At 67.4% G+C, this 25,511-nt stretch carries 26 protein-coding genes, 1 tRNA gene and 1 other RNA gene; 8 read left to right on the top strand and 20 right to left on the bottom strand.

Annotation, left to right across the window (positions count from 1 at the left end; translation table 11 throughout):
* Positions 1 to 67: 67 nt before the first annotated feature.
* A tRNA-Lys gene (locus tag LC438_RS10750) sits at positions 68 to 140 on the bottom strand.
* Positions 141 to 288: 148 nt separating this feature from the next.
* On the opposite strand from LC438_RS10750, the gene LC438_RS10755 reads away from it, so the two are divergent.
* Both LC438_RS10755 and LC438_RS10760 read left to right on the top strand, forming a co-directional pair.
* A complete protein-coding gene (locus tag LC438_RS10755) occupies positions 289 to 1,086 on the top strand; it encodes an inositol monophosphatase family protein (protein ID WP_223586552.1) in 798 nt (265 codons plus the stop codon).
* A 19-nt stretch (positions 1,087 to 1,105) separates the two neighbouring features.
* Positions 1,106 to 1,675: a hypothetical protein gene (locus LC438_RS10760; RefSeq protein WP_105673253.1), complete on the top strand. Its 570-nt coding sequence runs from the start codon at positions 1,106 to 1,108 to the stop codon at positions 1,673 to 1,675.
* Between the two features lie 6 nt (positions 1,676 to 1,681).
* On the opposite strand, the gene LC438_RS10765 is transcribed toward LC438_RS10760, so the two are convergent.
* From LC438_RS10765 to ssrA, 5 genes are all read right to left on the bottom strand, one after another.
* Positions 1,682 to 3,130, bottom strand: coding sequence for an FAD-binding oxidoreductase (locus tag LC438_RS10765; protein ID WP_223586553.1), 1,449 nt, complete (start codon positions 3,128 to 3,130; stop codon positions 1,682 to 1,684).
* A gap of 11 nt (positions 3,131 to 3,141) precedes the next feature.
* Complete coding sequence (locus tag LC438_RS10770; protein WP_223586554.1) at positions 3,142 to 4,257, bottom strand: histidinol-phosphate transaminase; 1,116 nt, start codon at positions 4,255 to 4,257, stop codon at positions 3,142 to 3,144.
* Between the two features lies 1 nt (position 4,258).
* Complete coding sequence (locus tag LC438_RS10775) at positions 4,259 to 5,746, bottom strand: cytosine permease (protein ID WP_105673250.1); 1,488 nt, start codon at positions 5,744 to 5,746, stop codon at positions 4,259 to 4,261.
* 95 nt (positions 5,747 to 5,841) lie between these two features.
* Positions 5,842 to 6,594, bottom strand: a complete 753-nt coding sequence (locus LC438_RS10780; RefSeq protein WP_223586555.1) for an IclR family transcriptional regulator — start codon at positions 6,592 to 6,594, stop codon at positions 5,842 to 5,844.
* 298 nt (positions 6,595 to 6,892) lie between these two features.
* Positions 6,893 to 7,262: a transfer-messenger RNA gene (gene ssrA / locus LC438_RS10785) on the bottom strand.
* 131 nt (positions 7,263 to 7,393) lie between these two features.
* Between ssrA and LC438_RS10790 the strand changes: the two genes are divergently transcribed.
* The 5 genes from LC438_RS10790 to LC438_RS10810 are packed head-to-tail and all read left to right on the top strand — an operon-like array spanning position 7,394 to position 11,345.
* Positions 7,394 to 8,047, top strand: coding sequence for an SIMPL domain-containing protein (locus LC438_RS10790; RefSeq protein WP_223586556.1), 654 nt, complete (start codon positions 7,394 to 7,396; stop codon positions 8,045 to 8,047).
* A gap of 43 nt (positions 8,048 to 8,090) precedes the next feature.
* On the top strand, positions 8,091 to 9,692 hold the full coding sequence (locus LC438_RS10795; RefSeq protein WP_223586557.1) for a radical SAM protein: 1,602 nt from the start codon (positions 8,091 to 8,093) through the stop codon (positions 9,690 to 9,692).
* Positions 9,689 to 9,997: a hypothetical protein gene (locus LC438_RS10800; protein ID WP_223586558.1), complete on the top strand. Its 309-nt coding sequence runs from the start codon at positions 9,689 to 9,691 to the stop codon at positions 9,995 to 9,997. Before LC438_RS10795 ends, LC438_RS10800 begins: the two co-directional genes overlap by 4 nt.
* A gap of 3 nt (positions 9,998 to 10,000) precedes the next feature.
* Positions 10,001 to 10,807 carry a prolipoprotein diacylglyceryl transferase gene (locus LC438_RS10805; protein ID WP_223586559.1) on the top strand — a complete coding sequence of 269 codons (807 nt, stop codon included), beginning with the start codon at positions 10,001 to 10,003 and terminating at the stop codon, positions 10,805 to 10,807.
* Positions 10,788 to 11,345 carry a hypothetical protein gene (locus tag LC438_RS10810; RefSeq protein WP_223586560.1) on the top strand — a complete coding sequence of 186 codons (558 nt, stop codon included), beginning with the start codon at positions 10,788 to 10,790 and terminating at the stop codon, positions 11,343 to 11,345. The genes LC438_RS10805 and LC438_RS10810 overlap by 20 nt, the downstream gene beginning before the upstream one ends.
* A gap of 5 nt (positions 11,346 to 11,350) precedes the next feature.
* Here LC438_RS10810 and hflX read toward each other — a convergent pair whose 3' ends face one another.
* Entirely contained in the window at positions 11,351 to 12,862 is a 1,512-nt protein-coding gene (hflX, locus tag LC438_RS10815; RefSeq protein ID WP_223586561.1) for a GTPase HflX, read from the bottom strand.
* Positions 12,863 to 12,930: 68 nt separating this feature from the next.
* Between hflX and LC438_RS10820 the strand changes: the two genes are divergently transcribed.
* Positions 12,931 to 13,578 (top strand): class I SAM-dependent methyltransferase, encoded by a 648-nt coding sequence (locus LC438_RS10820; protein WP_223586562.1) that lies wholly within the window; start codon positions 12,931 to 12,933, stop codon positions 13,576 to 13,578.
* 10 nt (positions 13,579 to 13,588) lie between these two features.
* Here the strand turns inward: LC438_RS10820 and LC438_RS10825 are convergent, their stop codons facing one another.
* The 13 genes from LC438_RS10825 to LC438_RS10885 all read right to left on the bottom strand — a co-directional run bounded on the left by LC438_RS10825 (position 13,589) and on the right by LC438_RS10885 (position 25,458).
* On the bottom strand, positions 13,589 to 14,254 hold the full coding sequence (locus LC438_RS10825; RefSeq protein ID WP_223586563.1) for an HAD family phosphatase: 666 nt from the start codon (positions 14,252 to 14,254) through the stop codon (positions 13,589 to 13,591).
* The gene (dapF, locus tag LC438_RS10830; RefSeq protein WP_223586564.1) at positions 14,254 to 15,126 is read right to left on the bottom strand and encodes a diaminopimelate epimerase; all 873 of its coding nucleotides are present in this window, start codon (positions 15,124 to 15,126) and stop codon (positions 14,254 to 14,256) included. The genes LC438_RS10825 and dapF overlap by 1 nt, the downstream gene beginning before the upstream one ends.
* Before the next feature lie 22 nt (positions 15,127 to 15,148).
* Positions 15,149 to 15,583: a GNAT family acetyltransferase gene (locus LC438_RS10835; protein ID WP_223586565.1), complete on the bottom strand. Its 435-nt coding sequence runs from the start codon at positions 15,581 to 15,583 to the stop codon at positions 15,149 to 15,151.
* Positions 15,584 to 15,606: 23 nt separating this feature from the next.
* Positions 15,607 to 16,137 (bottom strand): dihydrofolate reductase family protein, encoded by a 531-nt coding sequence (locus LC438_RS10840; protein WP_223586566.1) that lies wholly within the window; start codon positions 16,135 to 16,137, stop codon positions 15,607 to 15,609.
* Entirely contained in the window at positions 16,134 to 17,045 is a 912-nt protein-coding gene (gene miaA, locus LC438_RS10845) for a tRNA (adenosine(37)-N6)-dimethylallyltransferase MiaA (protein ID WP_223586567.1), read from the bottom strand. Before miaA ends, LC438_RS10840 begins: the two co-directional genes overlap by 4 nt.
* The gene (gene miaB / locus LC438_RS10850) at positions 17,042 to 18,589 is read right to left on the bottom strand and encodes a tRNA (N6-isopentenyl adenosine(37)-C2)-methylthiotransferase MiaB (RefSeq protein ID WP_105676577.1); all 1,548 of its coding nucleotides are present in this window, start codon (positions 18,587 to 18,589) and stop codon (positions 17,042 to 17,044) included. Before miaB ends, miaA begins: the two co-directional genes overlap by 4 nt.
* 137 nt (positions 18,590 to 18,726) lie before the next feature.
* Entirely contained in the window at positions 18,727 to 19,596 is an 870-nt protein-coding gene (locus tag LC438_RS10855) for a regulatory protein RecX (protein ID WP_223586568.1), read from the bottom strand.
* Positions 19,597 to 19,655: 59 nt separating this feature from the next.
* A complete protein-coding gene (gene recA / locus LC438_RS10860) occupies positions 19,656 to 20,702 on the bottom strand; it encodes a recombinase RecA (RefSeq protein WP_223586569.1) in 1,047 nt (348 codons plus the stop codon).
* A 267-nt stretch (positions 20,703 to 20,969) separates the two neighbouring features.
* A complete protein-coding gene (locus LC438_RS10865) occupies positions 20,970 to 21,194 on the bottom strand; it encodes a DUF3046 domain-containing protein (protein ID WP_105676580.1) in 225 nt (74 codons plus the stop codon).
* Between the two features lie 18 nt (positions 21,195 to 21,212).
* On the bottom strand, positions 21,213 to 21,521 hold the full coding sequence (locus LC438_RS10870) for a helix-turn-helix domain-containing protein (RefSeq protein WP_105676581.1): 309 nt from the start codon (positions 21,519 to 21,521) through the stop codon (positions 21,213 to 21,215).
* A 141-nt stretch (positions 21,522 to 21,662) separates the two neighbouring features.
* Entirely contained in the window at positions 21,663 to 22,145 is a 483-nt protein-coding gene (locus LC438_RS10875) for a CinA family protein (protein ID WP_223586570.1), read from the bottom strand.
* The gene (pgsA, locus tag LC438_RS10880) at positions 22,142 to 22,717 is read right to left on the bottom strand and encodes a CDP-diacylglycerol--glycerol-3-phosphate 3-phosphatidyltransferase (protein WP_223586571.1); all 576 of its coding nucleotides are present in this window, start codon (positions 22,715 to 22,717) and stop codon (positions 22,142 to 22,144) included. Before pgsA ends, LC438_RS10875 begins: the two co-directional genes overlap by 4 nt.
* On the bottom strand, positions 22,717 to 25,458 hold the full coding sequence (locus tag LC438_RS10885) for a DNA translocase FtsK (RefSeq protein WP_223586572.1): 2,742 nt from the start codon (positions 25,456 to 25,458) through the stop codon (positions 22,717 to 22,719). Before LC438_RS10885 ends, pgsA begins: the two co-directional genes overlap by 1 nt.
* Between the last annotated feature and the right edge of the window lie 53 nt (positions 25,459 to 25,511).

Raw genomic sequence — 25,511 nt, forward strand, 5'->3', positions numbered from 1 at the left:
GGCACGATGATCGTCGCGTAATGCAGAAAAGCCTCGGAGACTGGCGAGAGTCTCCGAGGCTTATCCGTGCACCCCCAGGGACTTGAACCCTGAACCCACTGATTAAGAGTCAGTTGCTCTGCCGATTGAGCTAGAGGTGCGTGGCCCGGTGAATCCCCCGGCCGAGGAATTACATTACCAGCGGATGGGCTCCATGTGAAATCGAGCGCATCCCTTCACTCCCGCCGCGCGTGTCGCACAGCGTCCAACGCGCCGGAGGCCGCTCGCTCCGCCGACTATCCTGGACTGGTGACCGCCTCCCCCAGCGCCGACAGCCTCTCCGCCGACCTCGAACTCGCCCTCCGGCTCGCCGACGCCGCCGATGCGCAGGCGCTGCCACGCTTCGACAGCGCCGACCTCGAGATCTCCACCAAGGCGGACAACTCGCACGTCACCGACGCCGACCTCGCGACGGAGCGCGCGATCCGCGCGATCCTCGAGACCGAGCGCCCGGAGGACGGCATCTTCGGCGAGGAGTTCGGCGCCCAGGGCGACACGCACCGCCAGTGGATCGTCGACCCGATCGACGGCACCGCGAACTTCCTCCGCGGAGTGCCCCTCTGGGGCACCATGATCGCGCTGGCCGTCGACGGCGTGCCGCAGGTCGGCGTGGTCAGCATGCCGGCGCTCGGGCGTCGCTGGTGGGCCTCGACGGGAGCCGGAGCCTGGACGGCGACGGATGCCGGCCCGCGCCGCCTCCGCACGTCCGCCGTGGCCTCCCTCGACGATGCGAGCGTCAGCTTCCAGAGCATCGCGCAGTGGTCGCAAGCGGGCCGCCTCGACACGCTGCTGACCCTGGCCGATCGCGTGTGGCGCGACCGCGCCTACGGCGACGTCTTCGCATACATGCTGCTCGCGGAGGGGCGCCTGGACATGGTCGCGGAGTTCGACGTCAAGGAGTACGACATCGCCGCCGCCGTGCCGATCGTGCGCGAAGCCGGTGGACGCATGACGGCCTTCGACGGAGCCGAGACGATCTCGGCTCGCTCGACACTGGCAACCAACGGCATCCTTCACGATGCCTTCCTGGAACTCCTGCACGACTGACACTCGACGAGGCCACGAGATGACCCCACGCATCCCCATCGCCGCCGCCGTAGCGCTCCTTCTCGCGGCGACGCTGACCGCGTGCTCCGGCGGCCCGGATTCGGACGCCACCCCCACCCCGAAGGGCACGAAGCCTGCTGCGGAGTCGACGGCCGAGCCCGCGGCGACCCATGCTCCGGAGACGCCCGTTGCCGATCCCACGTGCGAGACGATCGTGACAGAGGGAACGGTCGCAGGCCTCACGGACGCGGGATGGACGTCCGAGCGCAAGGACTTCATCATCGGCGACGTGGCGCTCCCCGACGGCATCCTCTGCTTCTGGGCCGACTTCTCGACCGGCACCGATCACGGCCAGCTGTACGGATGGTCGCCGATCTCCTCCGACGATGCCAACACGGCGCAGTCCTCCCTCCTCGCGCAGGGGTGGACGCGCGAAGACGGACCCGAGGGCCGCTACTTCACGGAAGACCCCGAGTTCTCCCTGGGCACCGACGAAGAGGGATACGGCATGACCTATCTCTTCGGCGATGGCTGGGTGAAGCTCGCCGACACGAAGCAGAGTCTGATCCTCATCGACTGGGCGGGCTGACGGCTTTCAGCCATCCAGCATCTTGCCCGGATTGAGGATCCTCCTCGGATCCAGAGCATCCTTGATGGCCCTCATCACGCCGATACCCGAAGGATGCTCCTCGATCAGGTCCTGCATCTTGCCCACGCCGATTCCGTGCTCGCCCGTGCAGGTGCCGCCGACCGCAAGCGCTCTGCGGATCATCCTCGAGGTGAGCGCCGCAGCGCGCTCCCTCTCGTCGTCATCGCCGTTCCTGAGCACGAACGCGAGATGGAAGTTCCCATCTCCCACGTGACCAGCGATCGGCGCCACGAGACCGCTCGCATCGATGTCCGCCTGCGTCTCCGTGATGCAGTCGGCCAGGTGAGAGATCGGCACGCAGACATCGGTCGACCAGGTGTATGAATCCGGTCTCAGCGCCTGCGCGGCCGGAAGAGCATCATGCCGGACCTTCCAGAACCGCTCGGGATCGTCGCCCTCGATCCGTCGACGCTCGAGCATGCCCTGCGCGGCCATGATGACCTCGAGCCGCTCCGCGTGATGCGCGATGATGTGCGGATCGCCGCTCAGCTCGACGAAGAGCGTCGGCGCGGCCCGGAAGTCCGTGTGCGAGTACGAGTTCAGCGCCTCGATCTGCACCGTGTCGAGCAGTTCAGCGCGTCCGAGGTCGATCCCCGCATGCAGCGCCCGCTGCACGACGAGGGCGGCGGCTCTCACCGACGGGAAGGAGTACACGGCGAGCTCATGCGCCGCCGGCACGGGCGTGAGGCGCAGAGTCAGCTCGGTGATGATGCCGAGCGTCCCCTCCGATCCGACGAAGAGATGGGTCAGATCGTAGCCGGCAGCGGACTTCCGCGCCCGGCTGCCGGTACGGACGACCGAGCCGTCCGACATGACGACGGTGAGACCGCGCACGTTGTCGGCCATCGTGCCGTGCTTCACCGCATTCGTCCCGCTCGCACGCGTCGCCGCCATGCCGCCGATGGATGCGTCGACCCCCGGTCCCGCCACGAACTGCAGACCGTGGACGGCGAGCGCCGGATTGAGTTCGCTCCGCCTCACCCCCGCCTCCACGGTCGCGTCGGCCGAATCCGGATCGACATGCAGGACCCGATTCATCCGCATCAGGTCGACGACGACGCTCGCGGATCTCGTCGTGTCGTCGCGATCGCCCATATCCTCGCGCACGGAGAGGGCGTTCGCTCCGCCCTCCAGACCGGTGCCCGCTCCCCTGGCGATCACCGCTACGCCCGCCGTTCCGCAGATCCGCACGGCGGTGGCGACGTCATCCGTCGACTCCGCCAGGACGACGGCCAGCGCGGGCGCCCAACGGTGACGGGACCGGTCATGCGAGTAGGGGCGAACGTCGGAGAGATCCCGCAGCACGCGTCCTGGCAGCGCGAGCTCCAGGTCCCTGATCGTCTTATCGGGATCCTTGTCAGCGAGCACGCCGCCACGGAGTTCGTGCGCGTCCATCGCCGCCCCCGTCACCGCGCACCCCGGGAACGCAGGTACGTGCGTGTGAGCGCGAGCAGGCGGTCGTGCGCCTCGGGAAGCCCGATGGACACGCGGACCCCCTCTCCGGCAAAAGGCCGGACGGCGAGCGCCTGAGCGCTGCACAGAGCCGTGAACTGCTCTGCCCCTGCCCCCAGGGGCAACCAGACGAAGTTCCCCTGCGCATCGGGGACACTCAGGCCGAGAGTCAGAAGCTCGTCCCTGACTCGCGTTCTCTCCCGTACCGTCCACTCGACGCGATCCCGCACCGCCGGCAGTTCGTCGAGTGAGGCGATCGCCGCCATCTGTCCTGCCTGAGACACGGCAAAGGGGACGGCGACCGTCGTGAGGTGGCGGGTGATCTCCTCCCGGGCCACGCAGTACCCCACCCTCAGCGCGGCGAGTCCATGCGCCTTGGAGAAGGTGCGCAGGATGAGCGCATTCGGGAACTCCCGCTGCAGCGCGAGAGAATCGAGCCGGTCCGCGGTCCGAACGTACTCGATATAGGCCTCATCGATCACCACGAGCACGTGCGCGGGCACCCGAGACAGGAACTCGCGCACCTCGGCGTGGCCCAACGCCGGTCCCGTCGGATTGTTGGGCGTGCAGAGGATCACGATCTTCGTCCGCTCCGTGATCGCGGCGAGCATCCCTTCCAGGTCGTGCGTCAGATCCGGTCTCAGCGGCACGGGCACGGCCCGCGCTCCCGTCTCTCCGATCGAGATCGGGTACGACTCGAAGGACCGCCAGGCGTAGACGATCTCATCCCTGCTGCCGTCCGGTCGCCGTCCGGCGAACACGCGCAAGATGTCGTTCAGGACCGCGAGACTTCCCGCCCCCGCGACGATGCAGGACGCCGGCACCTGGAGGACCTGGGAGAGCTTCTCGCGGAGCGGAAGCGCCGTGGGATCCGGATAGACGTTGTGTCGGTCGGCGCGACGAATCGCGTCGACGACCGCGGGCAGCGGCTCGAACGGGTTCTCATTGGACGAGAGCTTGAATCCGCTGAGCCCTGCTCTCTGCTGCGCCGGTACACCCGGGCGGTAGTGGGGCAGCTCTTCGATCTCGGGACGCGGCTGCACCGCTCCCTTCGCGGCTGAGACGGACACGTCAGCTCACAGCGATCTGGCCGGTCTGCGCCGCCGTGTACTCCGGTGGATAGATCATGTCCGCCGGAGGTTTCATCGTCTTCTTCGCCCAGGGATAGTAGACGGCGAACGTGACGACCATCGAGACCGCCCAGGAGATGTCGATTCCGCCGAGGACTCCCGCGAGCGGTCCGTGGAAGTCGCCGAGCATGCTGTAGGTGTCGCTCGTGAGGAAGGGGATCTGCACGAGGATGCCGATGCCGTAGGAGACGATCGCCGTGAGGTTCACGGCGCCGTAGCGGCCGCGACGATCGTAGAGGGCGGGGATGTCGATGCGCTCCTTCGAGATCAGGTAGTAGTCGACGAGGTTGATGATGCTCCACGGGATGAAGACCGCGAGGAGCAGCAGCACGAAGTTCTTGAAGTTGTTGAGGAAGTCGGCGCTGGCGGCGATCGCGATCACCATCGTCAACGCGACGAAGACGATGATGTAGATCGATCGGGCTCGACGCGAGATCCTCGTCTCGGCATTGAAGCTCGTGATCACCGTCACCGTGCTCATGATGCCTCCGTAGGCGTTGAGTGTGTTCGCGGTGAGCTTGCCGACGATGATGACCAGGTAGATCGCGAAGGCCGCGTACGCCGGCCCTGCGAGGTGCCCGACGAAGCCGACGGGCCCCTCCAGCAGCGCGCCACCCGACACGGCGCCGATCAGGATGCCCAGAGTCATCGAGATCTGCGTTCCGGTCACGCTGCCGAGGAAGGTCGACCAGAACGTCGTCGCGACCGACGTGTCGGCCGGGAGGTATCGGGAGTAGTCGGCGACATACGGCGCATAGGTCATCTGCCAGCTCGCCCCGAGCGTGAGGCAGACCATGAAGGTGGCAGGATCCGTGGCCCCGGTGCCGAGCGTCGCGCCGACGTCGTAGTTCGCGAAGAGCTGGATGAACAGGTACGTGAACCCGAGGATGCCCGCTGCCGTGGCGATCCGGCCCAGCACGTGGATCAGCTGATATCCGAAGATCGAGACGATGACCGTCAGCACTCCGAAGATCAGGATGCCGACGATCGGAGCAGATCCTGCGGCGGTCGGGATGCCGAGCAGGTGATTGATCGCGCTTCCGGAGAGAGCCGCACCGGTCGAGGCGAACCCGAGGTACATGCAGATCACGAGGACGAGCGGGAGCGTCGCGCCGAGGACGCCGAACTGCGCTCTGCTGGAGATCATCTGCGGCAGCCCCATACGAGGCCCCTGGCCTGAATGCAGTGCCATGGTCACGCCGCCGATGACATTGCCCACGAGGACCGCCAGGATCGCCGTGAGCGGTTCGGCGTGGAAGATCGCAACGGCGATCAGGCCGGTGACGATCGCCGTGATCTGCATGTTCCCGCCGAACCAGAGCGTGAACTGGTTCAGCGGAGTGCCGTGCCTCTCGTCCTTCGGCACCATGTCGATGGTGCGGCGCTCGACGGCGAGGGTTCCGGTGTTGGTCGTCTGTTGACTCGTCATCGGGTCAACTCCTTTCGTGTGGGGAGAACGGGCGTCCGTCATTCGCGCGGATCCGGATGCGAATCCGCGCGCCGACGCACGGCGGGTCCTCTCTGTCAGATGTTCAGCTGGTGCCTCGACAGAGCCTGGGCAGCCGAGACGGTCGCGGAGACGGCGGTGCGCATGAGGCGGGCCGCCCGCAGCACCGGTGCCATGGTCGCCACGGCGCCGACCACGCCCCCATCCGCGAACACCGGTGCTGCGACCCCCCAGACTCCCTCGTCGACTTCGCCTGCGCTCATCGCGAATCCCCGCTCGCGCACGTCGGGCAGCAGCGACAGGACGCCGGACGCGGTCGACCCCGCGACTCCATTGCGGGCGAGGATGCCGTCGACCTCTCCCCGCGGCGTGTGCGCGAGGATCGCTTTCGCGCTGGCGCCCGCCACGAGCGGCACGACCTCGCCGACGACGAAGGAGCATCGCAGCACGCTGGACCCGTCCGCCGTGTCGACGCACACCATGTCATCTCCGCGACGCACGAGGAGTGCCGCGAACTCCAGCGTCCGACCGGCGAGCGTGTGCAGGACGCGCGACGTCGCATCCCCACTGAGCACGCTGCGCCGGTAGCGCTCAGCAAGAGAGATCGAGACGATGCCCGCGTGGTATCTGCCTCGCGACGGCCCCTCCTCGATGAGGCCGGCCTCGAGAAGAGACGTGATGCAGCGGTAGACCGCGCTCGACGGCAGACCGGTGTGCTCGCTGATCTGGGCGACGCGCGGAGCGTCCATTCGCGACATGGCCAGAAGCACCTGCGCGACGCGATCGAAGCTGCCGCTGGGCGGCCCCGCGGGCAATGCGACCTGAGACATACGTCGGATGCTACAAGGGCGTCATGCTCCCAGAAAAAGGGGATTTGCGCTCAGTGAGAATTCATCGGAGTGCATTTCAGAAGGCATAATCCAGGAAGGCATTCTTTGCATCTCGCATATCCCCATTAGTGACGGAATCCTCGCCGATTCGTTCTTCGGACACGAAGGTCGACGAGCACCGCGTCTCGCGCACCCCATCGCCCGGGCCGTGGACGTCGGCACCGGATCAGCGTCCAGAGACGACAGAAGCCCCCGCGGATCCGGGGATCCACGGGGGCTTCTTCTCGCGACAGCGACCTGGTGGAGCTGGGGGGAATCGAACCCCCGTCCAACGCTGAGTCTCCACGCCTTCTCCGGGCGCAGTCTGTGAAGACGTTCTACTCGGCTCCGACCTTTGTCACAGACACCTAAGTCGACAAGCCCAGCCTGGGAAGAGTCCCACGTGACGTCCAGACGCCGTCACGCAGCAAGATTCCTAGATGACGCCAGGATCCGTATCGGAATCACATACGGCCTGACGGACTATCGGGCTCGCTTATGCAGCGAGGGCGAAGTCGTTGCGCTTGGTTTCGGCAACTATTTTTTTGCAGAGAGCGTTTACGAGATAACTCTGCATCCTCGGCCCGCTTCTCGTGGATTCACAGGCGCTGTCGAAACCGATCAGCCCCGTGGTCCTTCTCTCGAAGGAGCCGCTGTCGCACTGTTGACTTTTCAGTTCGGGAGCCGCAGCACCCAAGCATCACAGACTACAACCATTTCGCCTCGTCCGCCATTCCGGCCCCTGGCGTAGAGTCGGCGCATGAGCGAAGTCACGATCACCGTCCGCGGCGAGCACGAGGCTCGTGTCGCCCCCGAACGCGCCACCATCCACGTCGCCGTCCGTGCCGAGGGTTCGGAGCGGACGGAGGTCGTCGACCGACTCACCCGTCTCGCCGACCCGGTTCGCGCCACGCTCGCGGAGCGAAAAGCCGCAGGCACGCTCGTCGATTGGTCGAGCACTCGTCTCTCGGTGCGTGCCGAGCGCCCGTGGAACAACGAGGGCAAGCGTCTCGCGCCGGTCTACTACGCGAGCGTCGACCTCGCCGCGACGTTCTCCGAGGCATCCGAGCTGTCGATCTGGGTGAGCGACATCTCCCCCTGGGACGGTGTCGAGGTCGGCTGGGTCGACTGGCACCTCACGCCTGACACGCGCTCTCGCGTCGAACAGGAGGTCGCCGCATCCGCGGTCGGCGTCGCCGTCACGCGTGCTCTGGCGTACGCGGGCGCACTCGGGCTGAGCGATGTCGTCCCGACCGCGATCGCCGACAACGGGCTGATCTCCGCGGGCCAACCGGTGTCGTCCGCTCCGATGATGATGAAGGCCGCCGCGGCCGACAGCGGCGGCGCAGCACAGTACGAGCCAGAAGAGATCGTCGTGGCGGCCACGGTGGAGGCGCGCTTCGTGGCGCGCTGAGATCGCAACACCGTCCCGAAGGCGGCGCTGCTAGCGTCGGACCATGTCAACGACGGCTACGAGCGGGATGCCGCTGCGCGATTACCGCATCCACCGCTACGTCAACGCGTTCTGCCCCGAGTGCCATGCGGAAGACCCTGACCGCCCGCTCTCCGAAGTGAAGCGCCTGTCGGGTTGGCTGGCCGATCGAGACGGCACGATCTGGCTGGAACGCGGTTGTCGCACGCACGGACTGCAGCGCACGCTGTACGACGAGTCCGCGGAGATCCTGCGGTATCTGGAACAGTGGACGGCTCCGACGAAGGTGCACGAGGCCGACCTCACCGGCAACTTCGCCCCTGTGCCCGAGGCCTACCTCTACGGGCTCCCCGAGATGCAGACGCAGCACACCTGCATCCTGCTCGCCGACATCACCGACCACTGCAACCTGCGCTGCCCGACCTGCTTCGCGGAGTCCAGCCCCGCGGCGACGGCGGTCGCTCCGCTCGACGAGGTGCTCGCGTCCGTCGACGCGAAGCTCTCGCGGGAGAACAACCGCATCGACGTGCTGATGCTCTCCGGTGGTGAGCCGACCCTGTACCCGTGGCTCGAACAGCTGCTCGAACAGCTCATCGCCCGACCGATCGTCCGCATCCTCATCAACTCGAACGGGTTGCGCATCGCGAACGACGACGAGTTCCTCGCCGTGCTGAAGCGCCACCGCGAGCGCGTGGAGATCTACCTGCAGTACGACGGCGAGGAGCCGGAGACGTCGCGTTTCCACCGAGGCGCCGACATCCGCCACTTCAAGGAGCGGGCGCTCGCCCGACTGTCGGGCGCAGGGATCTTCACGACCCTGACCATGACCGCCGCCCTCGGTGTGAACGACCATGAGATCGGCACCGTCATCCGCCGAGCCATGGTCACTCCCTACGTCGGAGGCGTGACGATCCAGCCCGTCTTCGGATCAGGACGATCGAGCGGGATCGACGTGATGGAGCGTCTGACCCACACGGGCGTGCTCGCCCGTCTCGGACCGCAGACCGAGGGCGAGGTCACCTGGCAGGACCTCACCGCCCTCCCCTGCAGTCACCCGCACTGCTGCTCTGTCGGCTATCTGCTGCGCGACGACTCCGACTCCTGGCGCTCGCTCACCTCGCTCGTCGGTCACGAGCAGCTGAAGCAGTTCCTCGATCTGAACCCCGATCTGATCGCGAACCGGATCGCCGACAGCAACATCAACCAGGCGCTCAAGGACAGCGTGAAGCAGTCGCTTCTCGACCTCCTCAGCGAGCAGTCGTCGCTCTCCCATCCGTCGATCGGGTCGCTGTGGAAGGACATCTGCGCCGGCTGCGATCTCGGGATCGGCACGCTCACGAAGCTCGCCACGGCAGCGCTGCCGGGGCAGCACAAGCGTCTGCGGCAGTTCCTCGGCGAGCGGGTGAAGCGCATCACGGTCAAGCCGTTCATGGACATCAACACCATGATCGAGGAGCGCCTGACGCAGTGCTGCGTGCACGTGGCCACGGTCAACGACGACACCGACGCACACCAGTGCGCACCGTTCTGCGCCGTGCAGGCGTGGAAGCCGCTGTCCGATCAGAAGCTCTCGACCGCGACGGGCCGCACCTCGCTGCCGCTGATCGCGTCTGCCTCGGCGTCATGACCGACTGGCCTCTGAACCAGCGCGACCCGAGCGTCGGAGATCCTCCGAACGCTCGTGATCCGCTGCGGCTGTGCGTCAATGCGACGGTCGCGCTGATCACGTGCATCCTCGGGCCGATCGCCCTGTTGGGCTTCGCGGGCATGGCCATCGTCGCCTACGCCCAAGCCCGCCGTGCAGGCCTCCTGCGCTCACGATGCAAGCTCGGCGACACACGCAACGTGCTCGCCTACCTGATCGTGCTCGCGGTTCTCGCGGCGGTGGCCACCCCGTTCTGGGTGCTCCTGTGGATGCGGATGCTGGGATAGCGCGTGTTCCCGACACTGAACGACCTGTTCGGCTTCGGCCCGCCCATCGAGACCCACGGGTTCTTCGAGGGGATCGGGATGCTCGCCGGCGGCGTCGTCTTCTGGATCGAAGCGCGCCGGCGAGGAGCGAAGGATCCGCGGATCCCCTACCTCGTGCTCGGCGCGCTGGTCGGAGCCGCGATCTTCGCGCGGCTGGGCACCTGGGCACAGCATCTGGACCCGTCGAAGAACCTCAGCCTGGGTGAGCAGTTCCTGTCGGGCAACGCCTCGATCCTGTCGGCGCTGGTCGGCGCGTGGGCCGGAGTGCATGTGACGAAGCGGATCGTCGGCTACCGCGAACGCAGCGGTGATCTGTTCGCCCCTGCCGTCGCGCTCGCACTCGCCATCGGCCGCTTCGGGTGCCTGTTCACCGAGAAGCCCGGAACGCCCACCGGCGGAGACTGGGGCATCGTCCTGACACCCGAGCAGGCGGCGCGAGTGGGCGCGCCGCCCGGAGTGGGGCTGCATCCGAGCTTCGTGTACGAGATCGTGTTCCATGCCGCCGCCTTCGCCGTGCTCTGGTTCTGGCTGCGTCATCTCGGCATCCGCAGCGGAGAGACGCTCACGCTGTACATCGCCGCGTATGCGGTCTTCCGCTTCCTCGTCGAGTTTGTCCGCGGCAACGAGGTCGCCTGGCTCGTCTTCACCCGTCCGCAACTGTTCCTGCTCCTGACCCTGCCGCTGCTCGCCATCAGGCTTGCCTGGCTGTGGCGAAAGGGCGCATTCACCCCTGCCGATCGGAGGATCCAGAATGAGCATCAACCCGCCTGACGGCCTTCCCGAAGACCCCAATCCGATCGTTCCGCCGGAGCCGGTCGTGCCACCCGGGCCGGTCGTCCCACCCGAGCCCGTCGTGCCGCCGGCACCCCCGTCGGCACCGCCCTATCCCGGCCCCGCGCAACCGTACTCGGGAACGCCGGCGCCGTACCCCGGCCCGCCGCCGTACCCTGGCCCTCTGCCACAGCCGGGAACAGCCGGTCAGCCTGCCCAGCCTCCCTACGATCCGTACGCCTACCCGCACCACCCTCAGCAGGAACGAGGGTTGGGAAACGGCGCGAAGGTCGGAATCGGCACCGGGATCGGATGCCTGTCGTACATCGTCGCCTTTGTGCTGTTCCTCAGTGTGATCTCAGCGCTCAGTTTTGCGGGCACCGCCGCGTACTTCGTGATCTTCGGGCTCCCGGTCCTGATCGGAATCGGGCTGCTGTTCTCCCCGAGGTCACGAGGCATCGGGGTCGGGATGCTGATCGTCTCGGCGGCCGCATGGCTCATCGTGATCGGGCCGTGCATCGGCCTGATATCGGGCTAGTCCGTTCAGTCCTCGTCGGCGAACGGCGCGAGATCTGCCGCGAGCCGCTCCGACACCCGCGCGCGCACGGCGGTTCCTGCCTCGCGGTGCTCGACGGAGAGCAGCATCCCGGTCTCATGGATCGCAGCGACGAGGTCTCCCCTGTCGTACGGGATGACGGCGTGCACCTCGATCGCGGGCTGCGGCAGCGCCTCCTCGATGGCGGCGCGCAGCTCCTCGATGCCCTCGCCGGAACGCGACGACACGAAGTGCGCGCGCGGCTCCAGGCCGCGGAGCACGAGTCGGTCGTCCTCGCTGATCAGATCGGCCTTGTTGAAGACGACGATCTCCGGCATGTCGCGCACGCCGACGTCGCCCATCACATCGCGGACGGTCTGCAGCTGTCCTGCCGGGTCGGGGTGCGAACCATCGACCACGTGCAGAACGACATCGGCGTCGCCCACCTCTTCGAGCGTCGAACGGAAGGCCTCGACGAGCTGGTGCGGCAGGTTGCGCACGAAGCCCACGGTGTCGGTGAGCGTGTACACGCGACCGTCCGAGGTCTCCGAGCGTCGCACGGTCGCGTCGAGCGTCGCGAACAGCGCGTTCTCGACGAGCACTCCGGCGCTGGTGAGCGCATTCAGGAGACTGGACTTGCCCGCGTTCGTGTAGCCCGCGATCGCCACGGAGGGGATCGTGTTGCGCTTGCGTTCGGCTCGCTTCGCCTCTCGGGCGGGTCCGAAGTCACGGATCTGACGGCGCAGCAACGCCATCTTCGTGCGGATGCGGCGGCGATCGAGTTCGATCTTCGTCTCACCGGGGCCACGCGAGCCCATACCCGCGCCGCCGGCGCCGACCTGTCCACCGGCCTGCCGGCTCATGGACTCGCCCCAGCCGCGCAGACGAGGAAGGAGATACTCGAGCTGAGCGAGTTCGACCTGGGCCTTGCCCTCACGGCTCTTCGCGTGCTGGCTGAAGATGTCGAGGATGACCGTGGTGCGGTCGATGACCTTCACCTTGACGACGTCCTCCAGGGCACGACGCTGGCTCGGTGCGAGCTCGGTGTCTGCGATGACGGTGTCCGCGCCGGTCGCGGCGACGATGCCCTTGAGCTCCTGGGCCTTGCCGCGGCCGATGTACGTGGCGGCATCCGGGTGCGGCCTGCGCTGCAGAACCCCGTCGAGCACGACGGCTCCAGCCGACTCCGCGAGTGCTGCGAGCTCACGCAGGGAGTTCTCGGCGTCCTCCTGCGCTCCCTGCGGGTACACCCCGACGAGCACGACGTTCTCGAGTCGAAGCTGCCGGTACTCGACCTCGGTGACATCCTCGAGCTCGGTGGAGAGGCCGCCCACACGACGCAGCGCATGACGATCCTCGAGATCCCACTGATCTCCGTCCGAACGGGTGTGCGCGGCGGTCGATTCATCCTGCAGCGCCTGTGCGGCGCCGAACACGCGCACCTCCGTGCGCTTCTCGGCGTTCGCGAGAACGCGGTCGACGGCTTCGTCGTCGGTGGAGGGGGTTGTGGTGTCCGTCATCCGTTCCTGATCTCTGGGTTTTGTTGCGAGTCTTAACCTTAGCCCGCCCTGTCCGGTACGCTCACGGTATGGGGTCCGACCATTACTTCACTGCGGCCCCGGCAAGCCCCGAGAACCTGCGGACGATCAGTGTGTCGCTCGCAGGCCGTGAGGTCGACGTCACCACCGCCGGCGGCGTCTTCAGCCCGGATCGGCTGGATGCCGGAACTGCGGTTCTCCTCGCCAACATGCCCCCGGTGCCGCCGGGTGGCCATCTTCTCGACCTCGGCAGCGGCTGGGGTCCCATCACGCTGTCGATGGCATTGGCCGCTCCGCACGCGACCGTGTGGGCCGTCGACGTGAACGAACGCGCCCTCGACCTCGTGCGGCGCAATGCTGCAGCGCTCGGGCTCACCAATGTCAACGCATCACTGCCCGATGATGTTCCCGAAGACGTGACGTTCCGCACGATTCGCTCGAATCCTCCGATCCGGGTCGGCAAGAACGAGCTGCACGGACTTCTGGAACGGTGGATCCCCCGGCTGGACGAGCGCAGCGATGCATGGCTCGTCGTGCAGCGCAATCTCGGGGCAGACTCGCTGCAGCGTTGGATCGCCGCATCCTTCCATCCCGGGTACAGCGTGTTCCGCACGGCGACCGGCAAGGGCTACCGGATCCTCAAGGTCCGCAAGCACGGGACGCCCCCCACGGAGCCGATCGCACTCACGGGGCTGTGACCCGCGACGGTCACCGCTGAGCGGTCATCCCGAGCAGGCCGGGAAGATCGGCCATGTCCGCGAAGACGGTCGTCCCCTCGCCGTCCAGCCAAGAAGGCGGTGTGAGCCCGCCGACGTAGCCGAATGATCGCATTCCGGCCGCACGCGCCGCCGCCACGCCGAAGCGGCTGTCCTCGATGACGACGCATCGAGACGGCTCGACTCCCATGCGCGCCGCCGCGTGCAGGAAGAGGTCCGGCGCGGGTTTTCCCTCATCCACGTCGTCGGCGCTGAAGATCCGCCCGTCGAACGTCGGCAGCAGTCCCGTCAAGCCCAGATTCCGTCGGATCTTGTCGTGCGAACCGCTCGAGGCCACGCACATGGCGCCGCCTATCGCGGCGATCGCCGCTTCGACGCCCTCCACCGCGGTGAGGTCGCTCTCGAAGACCTCCAGATACCACTGCTGGTAGGGCGCCTCCCAGTCGTCCGGCAACGGGCGCCCGAGGTGTGCTTCGACGTCGGCGCGGAAGTGAGCAGCAGAGCGCCCGACGAAGCGATGCACGATCTCCTCCGTGGTCAGCGTCCACCCGAGGTCCGCCAGAACCCGCCGATCGATCTCCACCGACAACCGCTCGCTGTCGACGAGCACGCCGTCGCAGTCGAAGATGACCAGCTCGATCGGCTCCGCCACCGACATCAGACCAGATCGACCTCGCCGTGGAACACGAGCGTCGCGGGACCGGACAGCGCGACGTGCTCGCCATCCTCCGCGGGGAACATCCGCACTCCGAGCGTCCCGCCCGGCACCTCGACACGCCAGTTGTTCGGGGCCTTCTCCCCCGCCCAGTACCGGACGGCGAGAGCTGTGGCAGCCACCCCTGTCCCGCAGCTCAGCGTCTCGCCCACACCGCGCTCGGAGACCCGCATCTTCACGTGACCGATGCCGTCGCGGACGAGCGGCTCACCTGGGACGACGAACTCCACGTTCGCTCCGGCCGGCAGCGCGGGGTCGAGCTCGGGAGTGCGGTGCAGCTCGAGCGAGGCCAGCTCGGCATCCGATGCCAGCGCGACGACGACGTGGGGATTGCCGACGTCGATGCCGAGGCCGGGGCGGGTCACGGAGAGCCCGCCTGCGGTGACCAGGGGATCGTCTCCGGAGAGCTTCCAGAGTCCGAGATCGACCTGGTATCCGCTCTCGCTGCGCGTCACATCCCGTACTCCGGCGCGCGTGCCGATCGGCAGCGTGGATCCCGGTTCGATCGCGGCGAGTCCCGAACGCACCAGATAGTGCGCGAACACGCGGATGCCGTTACCGCACATCTCCGCGATCGAACCATCGGCGTTGCGGTAGTCCATGAACCACTCTGCGGCGGGCTCCTCCGCCAGCGCCGCAGCACCGTCAGGGATCGCGGAGGACCGTACGACCCGAAGGATGCCGTCTCCGCCGATGCCGAAGTGGCGATCGCACAGAGCCGCGACCTGTTCGCTCGTGAGGTCGAGTTCCCCATCGGGGTCGGCGATGATGACGAAGTCGTTGCCGGTGCCGTGCCCTTTGGTGAATGCGACCATGTCCCCAGTCTAGGGAGGTCGGCTATGCGTCGGCGATGAGCCGCTTGCCCGTGTTCGCGACGGAGAAGCGTTCGTACCCGAGGCTGTCGTAGAACCCCAGGACGCCCTCGTTGCCCTCGCGCACCATGAGCTGCACCTTCGGGCAGCCCATGTCGAGAAGTCGTGCCTCTGCGTCCTGGACGAGGGCACGAGCGACTCCCCGACCGCGATGAGAGACCGCGGTGGCGAGGTAGTACAGCCACCCTCGATGACCGTCGTAACCGGCCATCACGCTGCCGACGGGGACACCGGGCATCGACGGATCCTCGGCGACAAGGAAGAGCTCCGGCTGCACCGAGAGCTTTCTCTCTATGTCGAGCCTGGGGTCGTTCCATGGTCGCGTGAGACCCGCTTCCGCCCAAAGGGCGATGACGCCGTCGGTGTCGTCGCGTCGGAAGGGTCTCACATGCCAGGTCATGTCCTCCACACTATTGCGCGCGCTCACTCGCCCTTCAGCACCCTGTACCGCCCGCAGAGGAAGTTGCCGTTGCGGGCGACGTCGATCAGCTCGAGGTCGAGCGCGCGCGGGAGGAGCGGGGCACCGGAGCCCAGGGTCACCGGCGCATACTGCACCCAGACCTCGTCGAGGAGACCGGCATCCGCGAACTGACCCGCCAGGCCGCCGCCGCCGACGATCCACAGGTCCTTCCCGTCGGCAGCCTCGATCATCTGGGCGTGCACGTCCCGCACGTCGGACGAGGTGAGGCGCACGTCGCCCGTCTCGGGAAGCGCGAGCTCGCGATGAGTGAACACCCATGTCGGCTGCGCGTAGCCCCACCGGCCTTCTTCGGCGCGTATCACCCACTCGTAGGTCGACGCCCCCATAGCGAGAGCCCCGATCGTCTCGACGAAGCCCGGATAGGCCATCGGCCCGTCCATGTCGATGTCCTGCTTCAGGAGCCAGTCCAGCGAATGGTCTGCGGTCGCGATGAAGCCGTCGAGGCTGGACGCCGTGTAGTAGTGGGTGGTCATGCCTCCAGCATGCCGCGGACGTCAGACATCGGCTCGCGCCACTCGATCCCCGGGTACCGCTTGAACCACGACACCTGCCTCCGGGCGTAGCGTCGAGTCAGGGCCTGGGTCTCGGCGACGGCCTCCGCCGGCGTGAGCCGACCGTCGAGCTGTCCGAGCGCCTGTGCGTAGCCGATGGCCCTGCTCGCCGTGACCCCACCCTCGAGGCCCCGAGCGCGCAGTTCGGCGACCTCGTCGACGAGACCGGCCTCCCACATGCGGTCGACGCGCGCGTCGAGACGCTCGACGAGCGCGGGCCTGTCGACGTGGAGCCCGACGAGCCTGGTCTCGGAATGCCAGAGGACCGGGGCCTCCGGCAGCGCAGCGCCGTGTGTGGTGCCGCCCTGCTCCAGCACTTCGAGGGCACGGACGATACGGCGACCGTTGTGCGGATCGACACGTGCTGCCGTCTCGGGGTCGGCTTCGCGCAGCCGTGCCATCAGCGCCGCGCCGCCGAGTGACTCCAGCTCGCTCTCCAATCGGGCTCTGAGCGCGGGATCGCGAGGCGGGAATCGGAAGTCGAAGACGACGCTCGACACGTAGAGGCCCGATCCTCCGACGAGGATCGCATCACCGCCGCGCGAGTGGATCTCTCCGATCGCTGCGCGGGCGAGCGGTTGGTACCACGCGACAGCCGCCTCCTCGGTGACGTCCCTCACATCGAGCAGATGGTGCGCGATGCCGCGGCGCTCTTCCGGGGAGAGCTTCGCGGTGCCGATGTCCATGCCGCGGTAGAACTGCATCGCGTCGGCGTTCACGATCTCCGCGGGGTTGCCGCGTGCGCGGAGCTCCTCGGCGAGATCGAGAGCGAGGTCGCTCTTCCCGGTGCCGGTCGCGCCGACGACCGCCCAGAGACGCGGTCTCGTCACACGCCCACGCGCAGCGTCGGCAGCCCCAGCGAGACCGCGCGCGGCCCGCCGTCCGCCGCCGGAGCGGGCACTGCGCACGATTCGGCCTGCGAGCGGTCCCAGGCGTCTCCGCCGCGGGTGCGCCGGATGCGCAGCGGCCGTCCAGAAGGATCGTCGGCGAGCAGGTGGAAGGGAGCAGCGTGCGTGATGGTCACGGTGACGACGTCGCCCGGACGCGGGAGCTCGGAGCCGGGGGTGACTTCGAAATGCACGAGACGGTTGTCCTCGCCGCGACCGGTGAGCCGATGCGTCTCGGCATCCTTCTTGCCTTCGCCGACGGAGACCAGCACCTCGACCTCTCGGCCGACCTGCTTCTGGTTCTCCTCGAGGGAGATGCGCTCCTGCAGGGCGATCAGCCGTTCGTAGCGCTCCTGGACGACGGCCTTGGGAACCTGGTCTGGCATGGTCGCCGCAGGCGTGCCCTCGCGGATCGAGTACTGGAATGTGAACGCCCCCGAGAACCGGGACTGCTCGACGACCCGCATGGTGTCTTCGAAGTCCTCGTCGGTCTCGCCGGGGAAGCCCACGATGATGTCGGTGGTGATCGCCGCGTGCGGAATGCGCTCCCGTACGCGTTCGATGATGCCGAGGAACCGTTCGCTGCGGTACGAGCGACGCATCGCCTTGAGGATGCTGTCGCTGCCCGACTGGAGCGGCATGTGCAGCTGCGGCATGACGCTCGGAGTCTCTGCCATGGCGTCGATCACGTCATCGGTGAACGCGGCGGGGTGCGGACTGGTGAAGCGGATGCGCTCGAGCCCCTCGATCTCACCTGCGGCGCGGAGCAGCTTGCCGAACGCCTGCCGGTCGCCGAACTCGACCCCGTAGGAGTTGACGTTCTGACCGAGCAGCGTGACCTCGATCGCGCCGTCCTCGACGAGCAGTCGGATCTCGTTCAGGATGTCGCCGGGCCGGCGGTCCTTCTCCTTGCCGCGCAGATGCGGGACGATGCAGAAGGTGCAGGTGTTGTTGCAGCCGACCGAGATCGACACCCAGCCGCTGTGTGCCGAGTCGCGCTTCGTCGGGAGCGTCGAGGGGAAGACCTCGAGCGACTCGAGGATCTCGAGTTCAGCCTCGCCGTTGTGACGGGCCCGCTCCAGAAGACCTGGGAGAGAGCCCATGTTGTGCGTGCCGAAGACCACGTCGACCCACGGCGCCTTGTCGAGCACGGCCTGCTTGTCCATCTGGGCGAGGCATCCGCCGACGGCGATCTGCATACCGTCCTTGCGACGCTTGACAGAAGCGAGCTGGCCGAGGGTTCCGTAGAGCTTGCCTGCCGCGTTGTCGCGGACCGCGCACGTGTTGATGATCACGACATCGGCCTCTGCGCCATCGGCCGCCCTGACGTAGCCGGCGCTCTCCAGTGAGCCCGAGAGCCGCTCGGAGTCGTGCACATTCATCTGGCACCCGAAGGTGCGCACTTCGTACGAGCGCTGCCGCCCGTCGCTGTCGATTGCTGCCGACGAGGCATCGATGATCGTCGGTTCACTGCGCGGGATAGTCATGATGGGTCAATTCTACGTTCGAGTGGCGTCTTCTCGCGCTCAGGAAAGCCTCGTCCCTTGACCGCGTCGGAACGTCGCCGAGGCGTGGGCCCGGAACCCGTTGGGATCATGCTCGAAGGGCACGCCGTCGAACTCGACTACTCGAAGCGCACGCCCGAAGAAGGCCGCCGACCGCCGAACTGCTCGGCAGTGACCGTCCGAACCACGTTCGAGACCACCCCTCCCGGATAGCCACGACGAGCGAGCTGGCCGGTGAGTCGGCGCTTCGCGGTCTCCGGATCGAGCCGCGCCAGCGACCGCATCTTGGTGCGAGCGAATTCGAGCGCCCGCTCGATGTCGTCGTCGGGGAGCTCGTCGAGCGCCGCATCGATCACATCGCGAGAGAGGCCGCGCTGGGCGAGAGCCCGTGAGACGGCGACCCTCCCCTGCTTCTTCCGCTCCACTCCGGAGGTGACGAGCTGGGCGGCGAGCACCGCATCGTCGAGGTAGCCACGACGGCAGAAGTCGTCGATCACGTCGTCGATCTGCGCCGCGTCGAGCCGGTGCCCCTGCACCTCGACCCCCTTCAGCACCATCTGCGCCTCCGAGATGGAGAGCGATCTCGCACGCAGCTTGCGCACGAGAAGCTCCTCCGCCGACTCTCGGATCTCGGCAGGATCGGGGCCGTCGCCGGCGTTCTCCACCGCATCCGGAGACTGCAGGGCACGCAGTCTCGGAGCGGACCTCGCCAGACCGCCCCGAGCCGGATGACGGTCGCTGGGACGGCCTGCGTCAGCGACGCGACTCGTCGCCGAACGATCGCTCGACGCATCCCAGGTCGACCGCCATGCACCGTCACCGGTGCGGTGAGAGAAGACGTCCTCGACGTTCTCCCCCACCGCACCGGACTCAGGAGCATCCACGGCAACGGCCTCATGTTCGACCGTCGCCCCGAATCTGTCGCTGCTCGCTGCCGCAGGGCCGCCGAACAGCGGGATCACCGGCGCAATCCGCTCAGATTCGTCCATGGGTCACTCCGATCTTTGAGCAGGGCGGCACGCGACCTCGGGCCGATACCGCAGCACGATCACGCCGGGCGACGCTCGGCGAGCTCGTCGGCCGGGGCCACCGCGGCCTGCACACCGATGCCGAGCTTCTGCTTGATCTGGGTCTCGATGGCCAGCGCGATGTCGGGGTTCTTGAGGAGGAACGACCGCGCGTTCTCCTTGCCCTGGCCGAGCTGGTCGCCGTCGTAGGTGTACCAGGAGCCGGACTTCTTCACGATGCCGTGATCGACGCCGAAGTCGATCAGGCTGCCCTCGCGAGAGATGCCGATGCCGTAGAGGATGTCGAACTCCGCCTGCTTGAACGGCGGAGCCATCTTGTTCTTGACGACCTTGACGCGCGTACGGTTTCCCACGGCGTCGGTGCCGTCCTTCAGCGTCTCGATACGACGAATGTCGAGGCGGACCGACGCATAGAACTTGAGCGCCTTTCCACCGGCGGTGGTCTCCGGGGACCCGAAGAAGACACCGATCTTCTCGCGCAGCTGGTTGATGAAGATCATCGTCGTGTTGGTCTGGTTCAGGCCACCCGTGAGCTTTCGCAGCGCCTGAGACATGAGTCGGGCCTGGAGACCCACGTGCGAGTCGCCCATCTCGCCCTCGATCTCCGCGCGAGGCACGAGCGCCGCCACGGAGTCGATGACGATGAGGTCGATGGCACCGGAACGCACGAGCATGTCGGCGATCTCGAGCGCCTGCTCACCCGTATCGGGCTGCGACACGAGAAGAGCGTCGATGTCGACACCGAGCTTCGCCGCGTAGTCGGGGTCGAGCGCGTGCTCGGCGTCGATGAACGCTGCGATGCCTCCCGCACGCTGCGCGTTGGCGATCGCGTGGAGGGTCAGGGTCGTCTTACCCGAGGACTCAGGGCCATAGATCTCGACGATGCGGCCACGCGGCAGACCACCGACGCCGAGCGCGACGTCGAGAGCAATGGAACCGGTCGGGATGACGGCGACGGGAGCGCGCTCGTCGCTCCCCAGCCGCATGACCGAGCCCTTTCCGAACTGGCGGTCGATCTGAGCGAGTGCAGTCTCGAGGGACTTCTCGCGGTCTGCGGGTGATGGCATGATGTGTTCCTTCTGCTCGCGTGTTGCCGTCTGTAGGCTGTCGCGGCTCCCCCAGGCTGGGCGAACTCTCCGACAAGACGTATGGCTCCGTGGCCATGTCTTCACCGTACGGGGGGCCTCCGACATAGAGTCGGAACACCCACGAACTGTGCAGAACACGGTTCCTGAACCACTTGTGCAGAAGACTACGCGGCATCGAACAGATATTCGAGCAGGTCGCGCTCTCGGCGTGTCGGAATGCGGAGCACTCGAACACTTGTCATCGGTTCAACGCTTGCGCGGTTCCAGACGTCCGGCGCCATGTCGACGCGCCAACGGGACGTCGGTCTCATCGCACAGCGCGAGCCAGATGTCGCGCGGAGGAACACCGGCATCCAGCGCTTCGAGCGCCGTACGACCCGCGAGCTGGGACAGGACGAGGTCGTTCACCAGAGAGAGGGCTCTGCCCCGGAACTCCGCATCGACCGCACGGAGGAACTCGCTACGGCGCATGGAGATGTGGGAGACCGATCAGCGCAGCGAGAGCTGCGGCTCGATCGACGCGACCAGATCGTCGGGAACGACGTCGGGGAACACCTGGAGACCCTCGAGCACGGAGATGCGATCTCCGACCTCGCGCATGATGATCGAGATGGGAACGTCGAGCGCATCGGCGACCGACGCGAGGATCTCGCTCGAGGCCTCCTTCTGCCCGCGCTCGACCTCACTGAGATAGCCGAGCGCCACAGACGCCTTGCTTGCGACCTGCCGAAGGGTGCGCCCCTTCTGCAGACGGAAGTCCCTCAGCACATCGCCGATTTCCTGCCTGACAAGAATCATCGGAACCTCCTCCCCGTTCGGTCCGCCGGAGTCTCCTCCGACGAGATCGCCAGTCTAATACCACTGGCATGCACAGAATCTACTCTTTCACCCTGTGGTTTGAATGTGAGCACACTCATGTCAACTTTGCCCTGGGGATTTCTATTCCCCGACGAGCTCTCGCAGGATCGCAAGCGCAGCGTCGACAGTCTGGGCTCTGATTGCAGCGCGATCGCCCGTGAACACGACCGCGCGGCTCACCTCCGCGATGGGCGTCGCCACGCCGATGTGCACCGTTCCCACAGGCTGCCCGTCCGGCGAGTCCGGCCCGGCGATGCCCGTCGTCGACACTCCGACATCGGCGGAGCGTCCTCCGACGGCCACGGCGCTCCTGACGCCCCGCGCCATCTGCGCCGCGACCTCCGGATGCACGGCCCCGTGCGTGTCGAGCAGGTGTGCGTCGACGCCCAGGAGGGTGTGCTTGACCGGCGTCGCATAGGCGACGACCCCGCCGAGCAGTACGGCGGACGCGCCGGGGACGCCGACCAGCGCCGAGCAGAGGGCGCCGCCGGTGAGGGACTCCGCGACACCGAGGGTCCACCCTCGCGCGTCGAGCGCGGCCAGGGCGTCGGAGGCTGCGCTCACGACGCTCGCCGGGCTCCGCGGACCTGCGCGATGATGTAGTCGATACCGCTGGAGACCGTGAGCACGAGGACGATGACCATGAGAACAGCGGTCACGAGCGTCCACGGCTCTCGTCCGATCAGCACGTGCAACGGGAGCAGCGCCCACGACAGGGCGACGCCCTGCACAGCCGTTTTGATCTTCCCCATCCAGGCCGCGGCGACCACGTGTTCGTTCACGATCATCAGGCGGTGGACAGTGATGCCCCACTCGCGCACGAAGATGATCGCGACCAGCCACCAGTTCACCTCGCCGAGGATCGCGAGTCCGATGAACCCCGCCCCCGTGAGGAGCTTGTCGGCGATCGGGTCCCACAGCTTGCCGAAGTCGCTGACGATGTCGTACCGGCGAGCAAGGTAGCCGTCTACCCAGTCCGTCGAGATCGCGACGATGAACAGCGCCGCCGCGACCCAGCGCAGAACGATGTCGCCATCGCCGTACGTGCCACCGAGCAGAAGAAGCACGAAGAAGACGACGGCGAGCGGGATGCGGGCGATCGTGATCGCATTGGGCAGCTGCCGGGGAATGGACATCAGTCGCGCCCCGTCAGGCCCCAGGCGTCTTCATCGCCCTCTGCTTCGACGACCGGCAGTCCTTCGAACTGCGCCTCGATCGGGTCGTAGGAGTGCGCCGGCACCGCAGGCGCCTGCGCGACCGGAGCCGCCGGCGCGGCCGAGGCCGAGGAAGCTGCGGGCGCGTCGACTCCCCTGAGCTTCGCGAGCACCTGCGGAAGCTGCTCTGCGGTGGCCAGTACGTCGCGGGCTTTCGACCCTTCGGACGGGCCGACGATCTCGCGCGATTCGAGGAGATCCATCAGGCGTCCCGCCTTGGCGAAGCCGACGCGGAGCTTGCGCTGGAGCATCGAGGTGGATCCGAACTGAGAGGACACGATGAGCTCCGCAGCGGCGAGCAGCAGCTCGAGATCGTCGCCGATGTCCTCGTCGACGTCCTTCTTCTTGGCCGGGTCCATCGCCTCCTGCACGTCGGAGCGGTACTCCGGGCGCGCCTGGCGGGTGACGTGCTTGACGACGGCGTCGATCTCCTTCTCATCGACCCAGGCGCCCTGCAGACGGAACGGCTTCGACGAACCCATCGGCGAGAACAGGGCGTCGCCCTGGCCGATCAGCTTGTCGGCGCCGGGGCTGTCGAGGATGACGCGGCTGTCCGTCACGCTGGTGACGGCGAAAGCGAGGCGCGACGGCACGTTGGCCTTGATCAGACCGGTCACGACGTCGACGCTCGGCCGCTGCGTGGCGAGCACCAGGTGGATGCCGGAGGCGCGAGCGAGCTGCGTGATGCGCACGATCGAGTCCTCGACGTCTCGCGGGGCGACCATCATGAGATCGGCGAGCTCGTCGACGACGACGAGGAGGTACGGGTACGGCTTGAGCACCCGCTCGCTGCCGACGGGCACCTCCACCTCCCCCGCGCGCACGGCCCGGTTGAAGTCGTCGATGTGGCGGAAACCGAACGACGCGAGGTCGTCGTACCGCATGTCCATCTCCTTCACGACCCACTGCAGCGCCTCGGCTGCCTTCTTGGGGTTCGTGATGATGGGCGTGATGAGATGCGGCACGCCGGCGTAGCTGGTGAGCTCGACGCGCTTCGGGTCGATCAGCACCATGCGCACGTCGGAGGGGCGCGCGCGCATGAGAAGGCTGGTGATCATCGAGTTCACGAAGCTCGACTTACCCGAGCCGGTGGAACCGGCCACGAGGAGGTGAGGCATCTTCGCGAGGTTCGCCGTGACGAAGTTGCCGCCGACGTCCTTTCCGACGCCGATCGTGAGCGGATGGGTGTTCTTCAGCGCCGCCTGCGATCGCAGGACGTCGCCGAGCGCCACCGTCTCTCGGTCGGTGTTGGGGATCTCGATGCCGATCGCGCTCTTGCCGGGGATCGGCGAGAGGATGCGCACGTCGTTCGACGCCACGGCGTAGGCGAAGTTGTTGCTCAGCTGGAGGATCTTCTCGACCTTGACGCCGTGGCCGACTTCGACCTCGTACTGCGTGACCGTCGGACCCCGCGAGAAGCCGGTGACCTTGGCGTCGACGTTGAACTGCGACAGCACGCTCGTGATCTGCTCGACGATCCGGTCGTTGGCCTCTGAGCGCGCCACAGAGGGCGGGCCCTCGGCGAGCACGCCGGGAGACGGAAGGATGTAGGGAGCGAGCGGCGCCTGCGGGCCGCCCTCCCCCGGGCCTTCGGTGCCGAAGCCGTCGAGGCCGGGGAGCTCGGGCATCTCGCCCGTGTCGGAGTCGTCGAGGAGCGCGGTCGTCTGCTGCTCCGCCAGCGCGTCGGTCACGGAGCGCACATCGGACAGCACCTCGGTGGCGGCGTCGTAGGGGTCGGCGACGGTGATCGCCTGGTCGTAGGCGGGTGTCGCGTCGGTCGTGGTGAGCAGCGCCGTGATGTCGTCGGAGTCGAGCGATCCCTCATCGGGATCCTCCTCGCGACCGGTCTTGTTGCGGCGCCACCACGGCAGGACATCGGGGTCGTCGACCTTGTCGGCCTCGTCGATCGCCGCGGCGTCCTTCGCCGGCTTCTCGGCGCGCTCCGCGTCGAACATCCAGGCGTACAGGTCGCCGAGGCGCTGCCCGATGCGGTTCGGCGGCGTCTTCGTGAGGATGAGGATGCTGAGGCCCGCGAGCAGCGCGAGGACGATGTAGGCGGGGATCGTGGTCAGGTAGCTCAGCGGCTGCCCGACCATCCAGCCGAACAGACCGCCCGCAGCGCTCAGGGAGACCATGCCCTCCTTGGGCTGCGGCATGCCGCCGGCGATGTGGCAGAAACCGGCCATCGTGATGGCGAAGAGGCCGAAGCCGATGCCGATGCGCCCGTTGTCATGCACCGACGAGGGGTGCCGGAAGAGCCATCCGGCGAGCAGGAGCAGCAGCACGGGCATGACGAAGGCGACGCGCCCGACGAGGAGTCCGACCGAGTAGGCGCTGATGTTGCCCGCGACCTCGTTGCCGATGAAGAACCACTCGTTCACGGCTCCGGCGATGGCGAGCAGGACCAGGAGGAACGGGAATCCGTCGCGCCGGTCGTCCTTCTCCAGCGTCTCTGGACCGAAGGCGCGGAACATGCCGCCGACGCCGTGTGCGATGCCGTTCCAGGCACGAACGACGACGGGAGGCTTCTCTGCCTCGTCGATGTACTTCTTCGGCGTGGCCTGGGCGCGCGGCGCGGCCTGCCGCTTCGGAGCGGCCTGCCGCTTCGGGCGCGACGGCGCGCTCTCCGATGCGCGCTCGGACTTCGTGGTGCTCCTGGCCATGGGACTCACGTTACGGCCAGCAACCGACAAAGCCGCGTAATGACGCGGCATTC

Source organism: Microbacterium sp. OVT16B, from assembly GCF_019969705.1.
GTDB lineage: Bacteria > Actinomycetota > Actinomycetes > Actinomycetales > Microbacteriaceae > Microbacterium > Microbacterium natoriense.

Coding starts and splice junctions, on each gene's coding strand:
- LC438_RS10760 (WP_105673253.1), top strand. CDS start 1,106: ATGACCCCACGCATCCCCATCGCCGCCGCCGTAGCGCTCCTTCTCGCG.
- LC438_RS10765 (WP_223586553.1), bottom strand. CDS start 3,130: ATGGACGCGCACGAACTCCGTGGCGGCGTGCTCGCTGACAAGGATCCC.
- LC438_RS10775 (WP_105673250.1), bottom strand. CDS start 5,746: ATGACGAGTCAACAGACGACCAACACCGGAACCCTCGCCGTCGAGCGC.
- LC438_RS10780 (WP_223586555.1), bottom strand. CDS start 6,594: ATGTCTCAGGTCGCATTGCCCGCGGGGCCGCCCAGCGGCAGCTTCGAT.
- LC438_RS10790 (WP_223586556.1), top strand. CDS start 7,394: ATGAGCGAAGTCACGATCACCGTCCGCGGCGAGCACGAGGCTCGTGTC.
- LC438_RS10795 (WP_223586557.1), top strand. CDS start 8,091: ATGTCAACGACGGCTACGAGCGGGATGCCGCTGCGCGATTACCGCATC.
- LC438_RS10800 (WP_223586558.1), top strand. CDS start 9,689: ATGACCGACTGGCCTCTGAACCAGCGCGACCCGAGCGTCGGAGATCCT.
- LC438_RS10810 (WP_223586560.1), top strand. CDS start 10,788: ATGAGCATCAACCCGCCTGACGGCCTTCCCGAAGACCCCAATCCGATC.
- hflX (WP_223586561.1), bottom strand. CDS start 12,862: ATGACGGACACCACAACCCCCTCCACCGACGACGAAGCCGTCGACCGC.
- LC438_RS10820 (WP_223586562.1), top strand. CDS start 12,931: ATGGGGTCCGACCATTACTTCACTGCGGCCCCGGCAAGCCCCGAGAAC.
- LC438_RS10825 (WP_223586563.1), bottom strand. CDS start 14,254: ATGTCGGTGGCGGAGCCGATCGAGCTGGTCATCTTCGACTGCGACGGC.
- dapF (WP_223586564.1), bottom strand. CDS start 15,126: ATGGTCGCATTCACCAAAGGGCACGGCACCGGCAACGACTTCGTCATC.
- LC438_RS10835 (WP_223586565.1), bottom strand. CDS start 15,583: ATGACCTGGCATGTGAGACCCTTCCGACGCGACGACACCGACGGCGTC.
- LC438_RS10840 (WP_223586566.1), bottom strand. CDS start 16,137: ATGACCACCCACTACTACACGGCGTCCAGCCTCGACGGCTTCATCGCG.
- miaB (WP_105676577.1), bottom strand. CDS start 18,589: ATGACTATCCCGCGCAGTGAACCGACGATCATCGATGCCTCGTCGGCA.
- LC438_RS10855 (WP_223586568.1), bottom strand. CDS start 19,596: ATGGACGAATCTGAGCGGATTGCGCCGGTGATCCCGCTGTTCGGCGGC.
- recA (WP_223586569.1), bottom strand. CDS start 20,702: ATGCCATCACCCGCAGACCGCGAGAAGTCCCTCGAGACTGCACTCGCT.
- LC438_RS10865 (WP_105676580.1), bottom strand. CDS start 21,194: ATGCGCCGTAGCGAGTTCCTCCGTGCGGTCGATGCGGAGTTCCGGGGC.
- LC438_RS10870 (WP_105676581.1), bottom strand. CDS start 21,521: ATGATTCTTGTCAGGCAGGAAATCGGCGATGTGCTGAGGGACTTCCGT.
- pgsA (WP_223586571.1), bottom strand. CDS start 22,717: ATGTCCATTCCCCGGCAGCTGCCCAATGCGATCACGATCGCCCGCATC.
- LC438_RS10885 (WP_223586572.1), bottom strand. CDS start 25,458: ATGGCCAGGAGCACCACGAAGTCCGAGCGCGCATCGGAGAGCGCGCCG.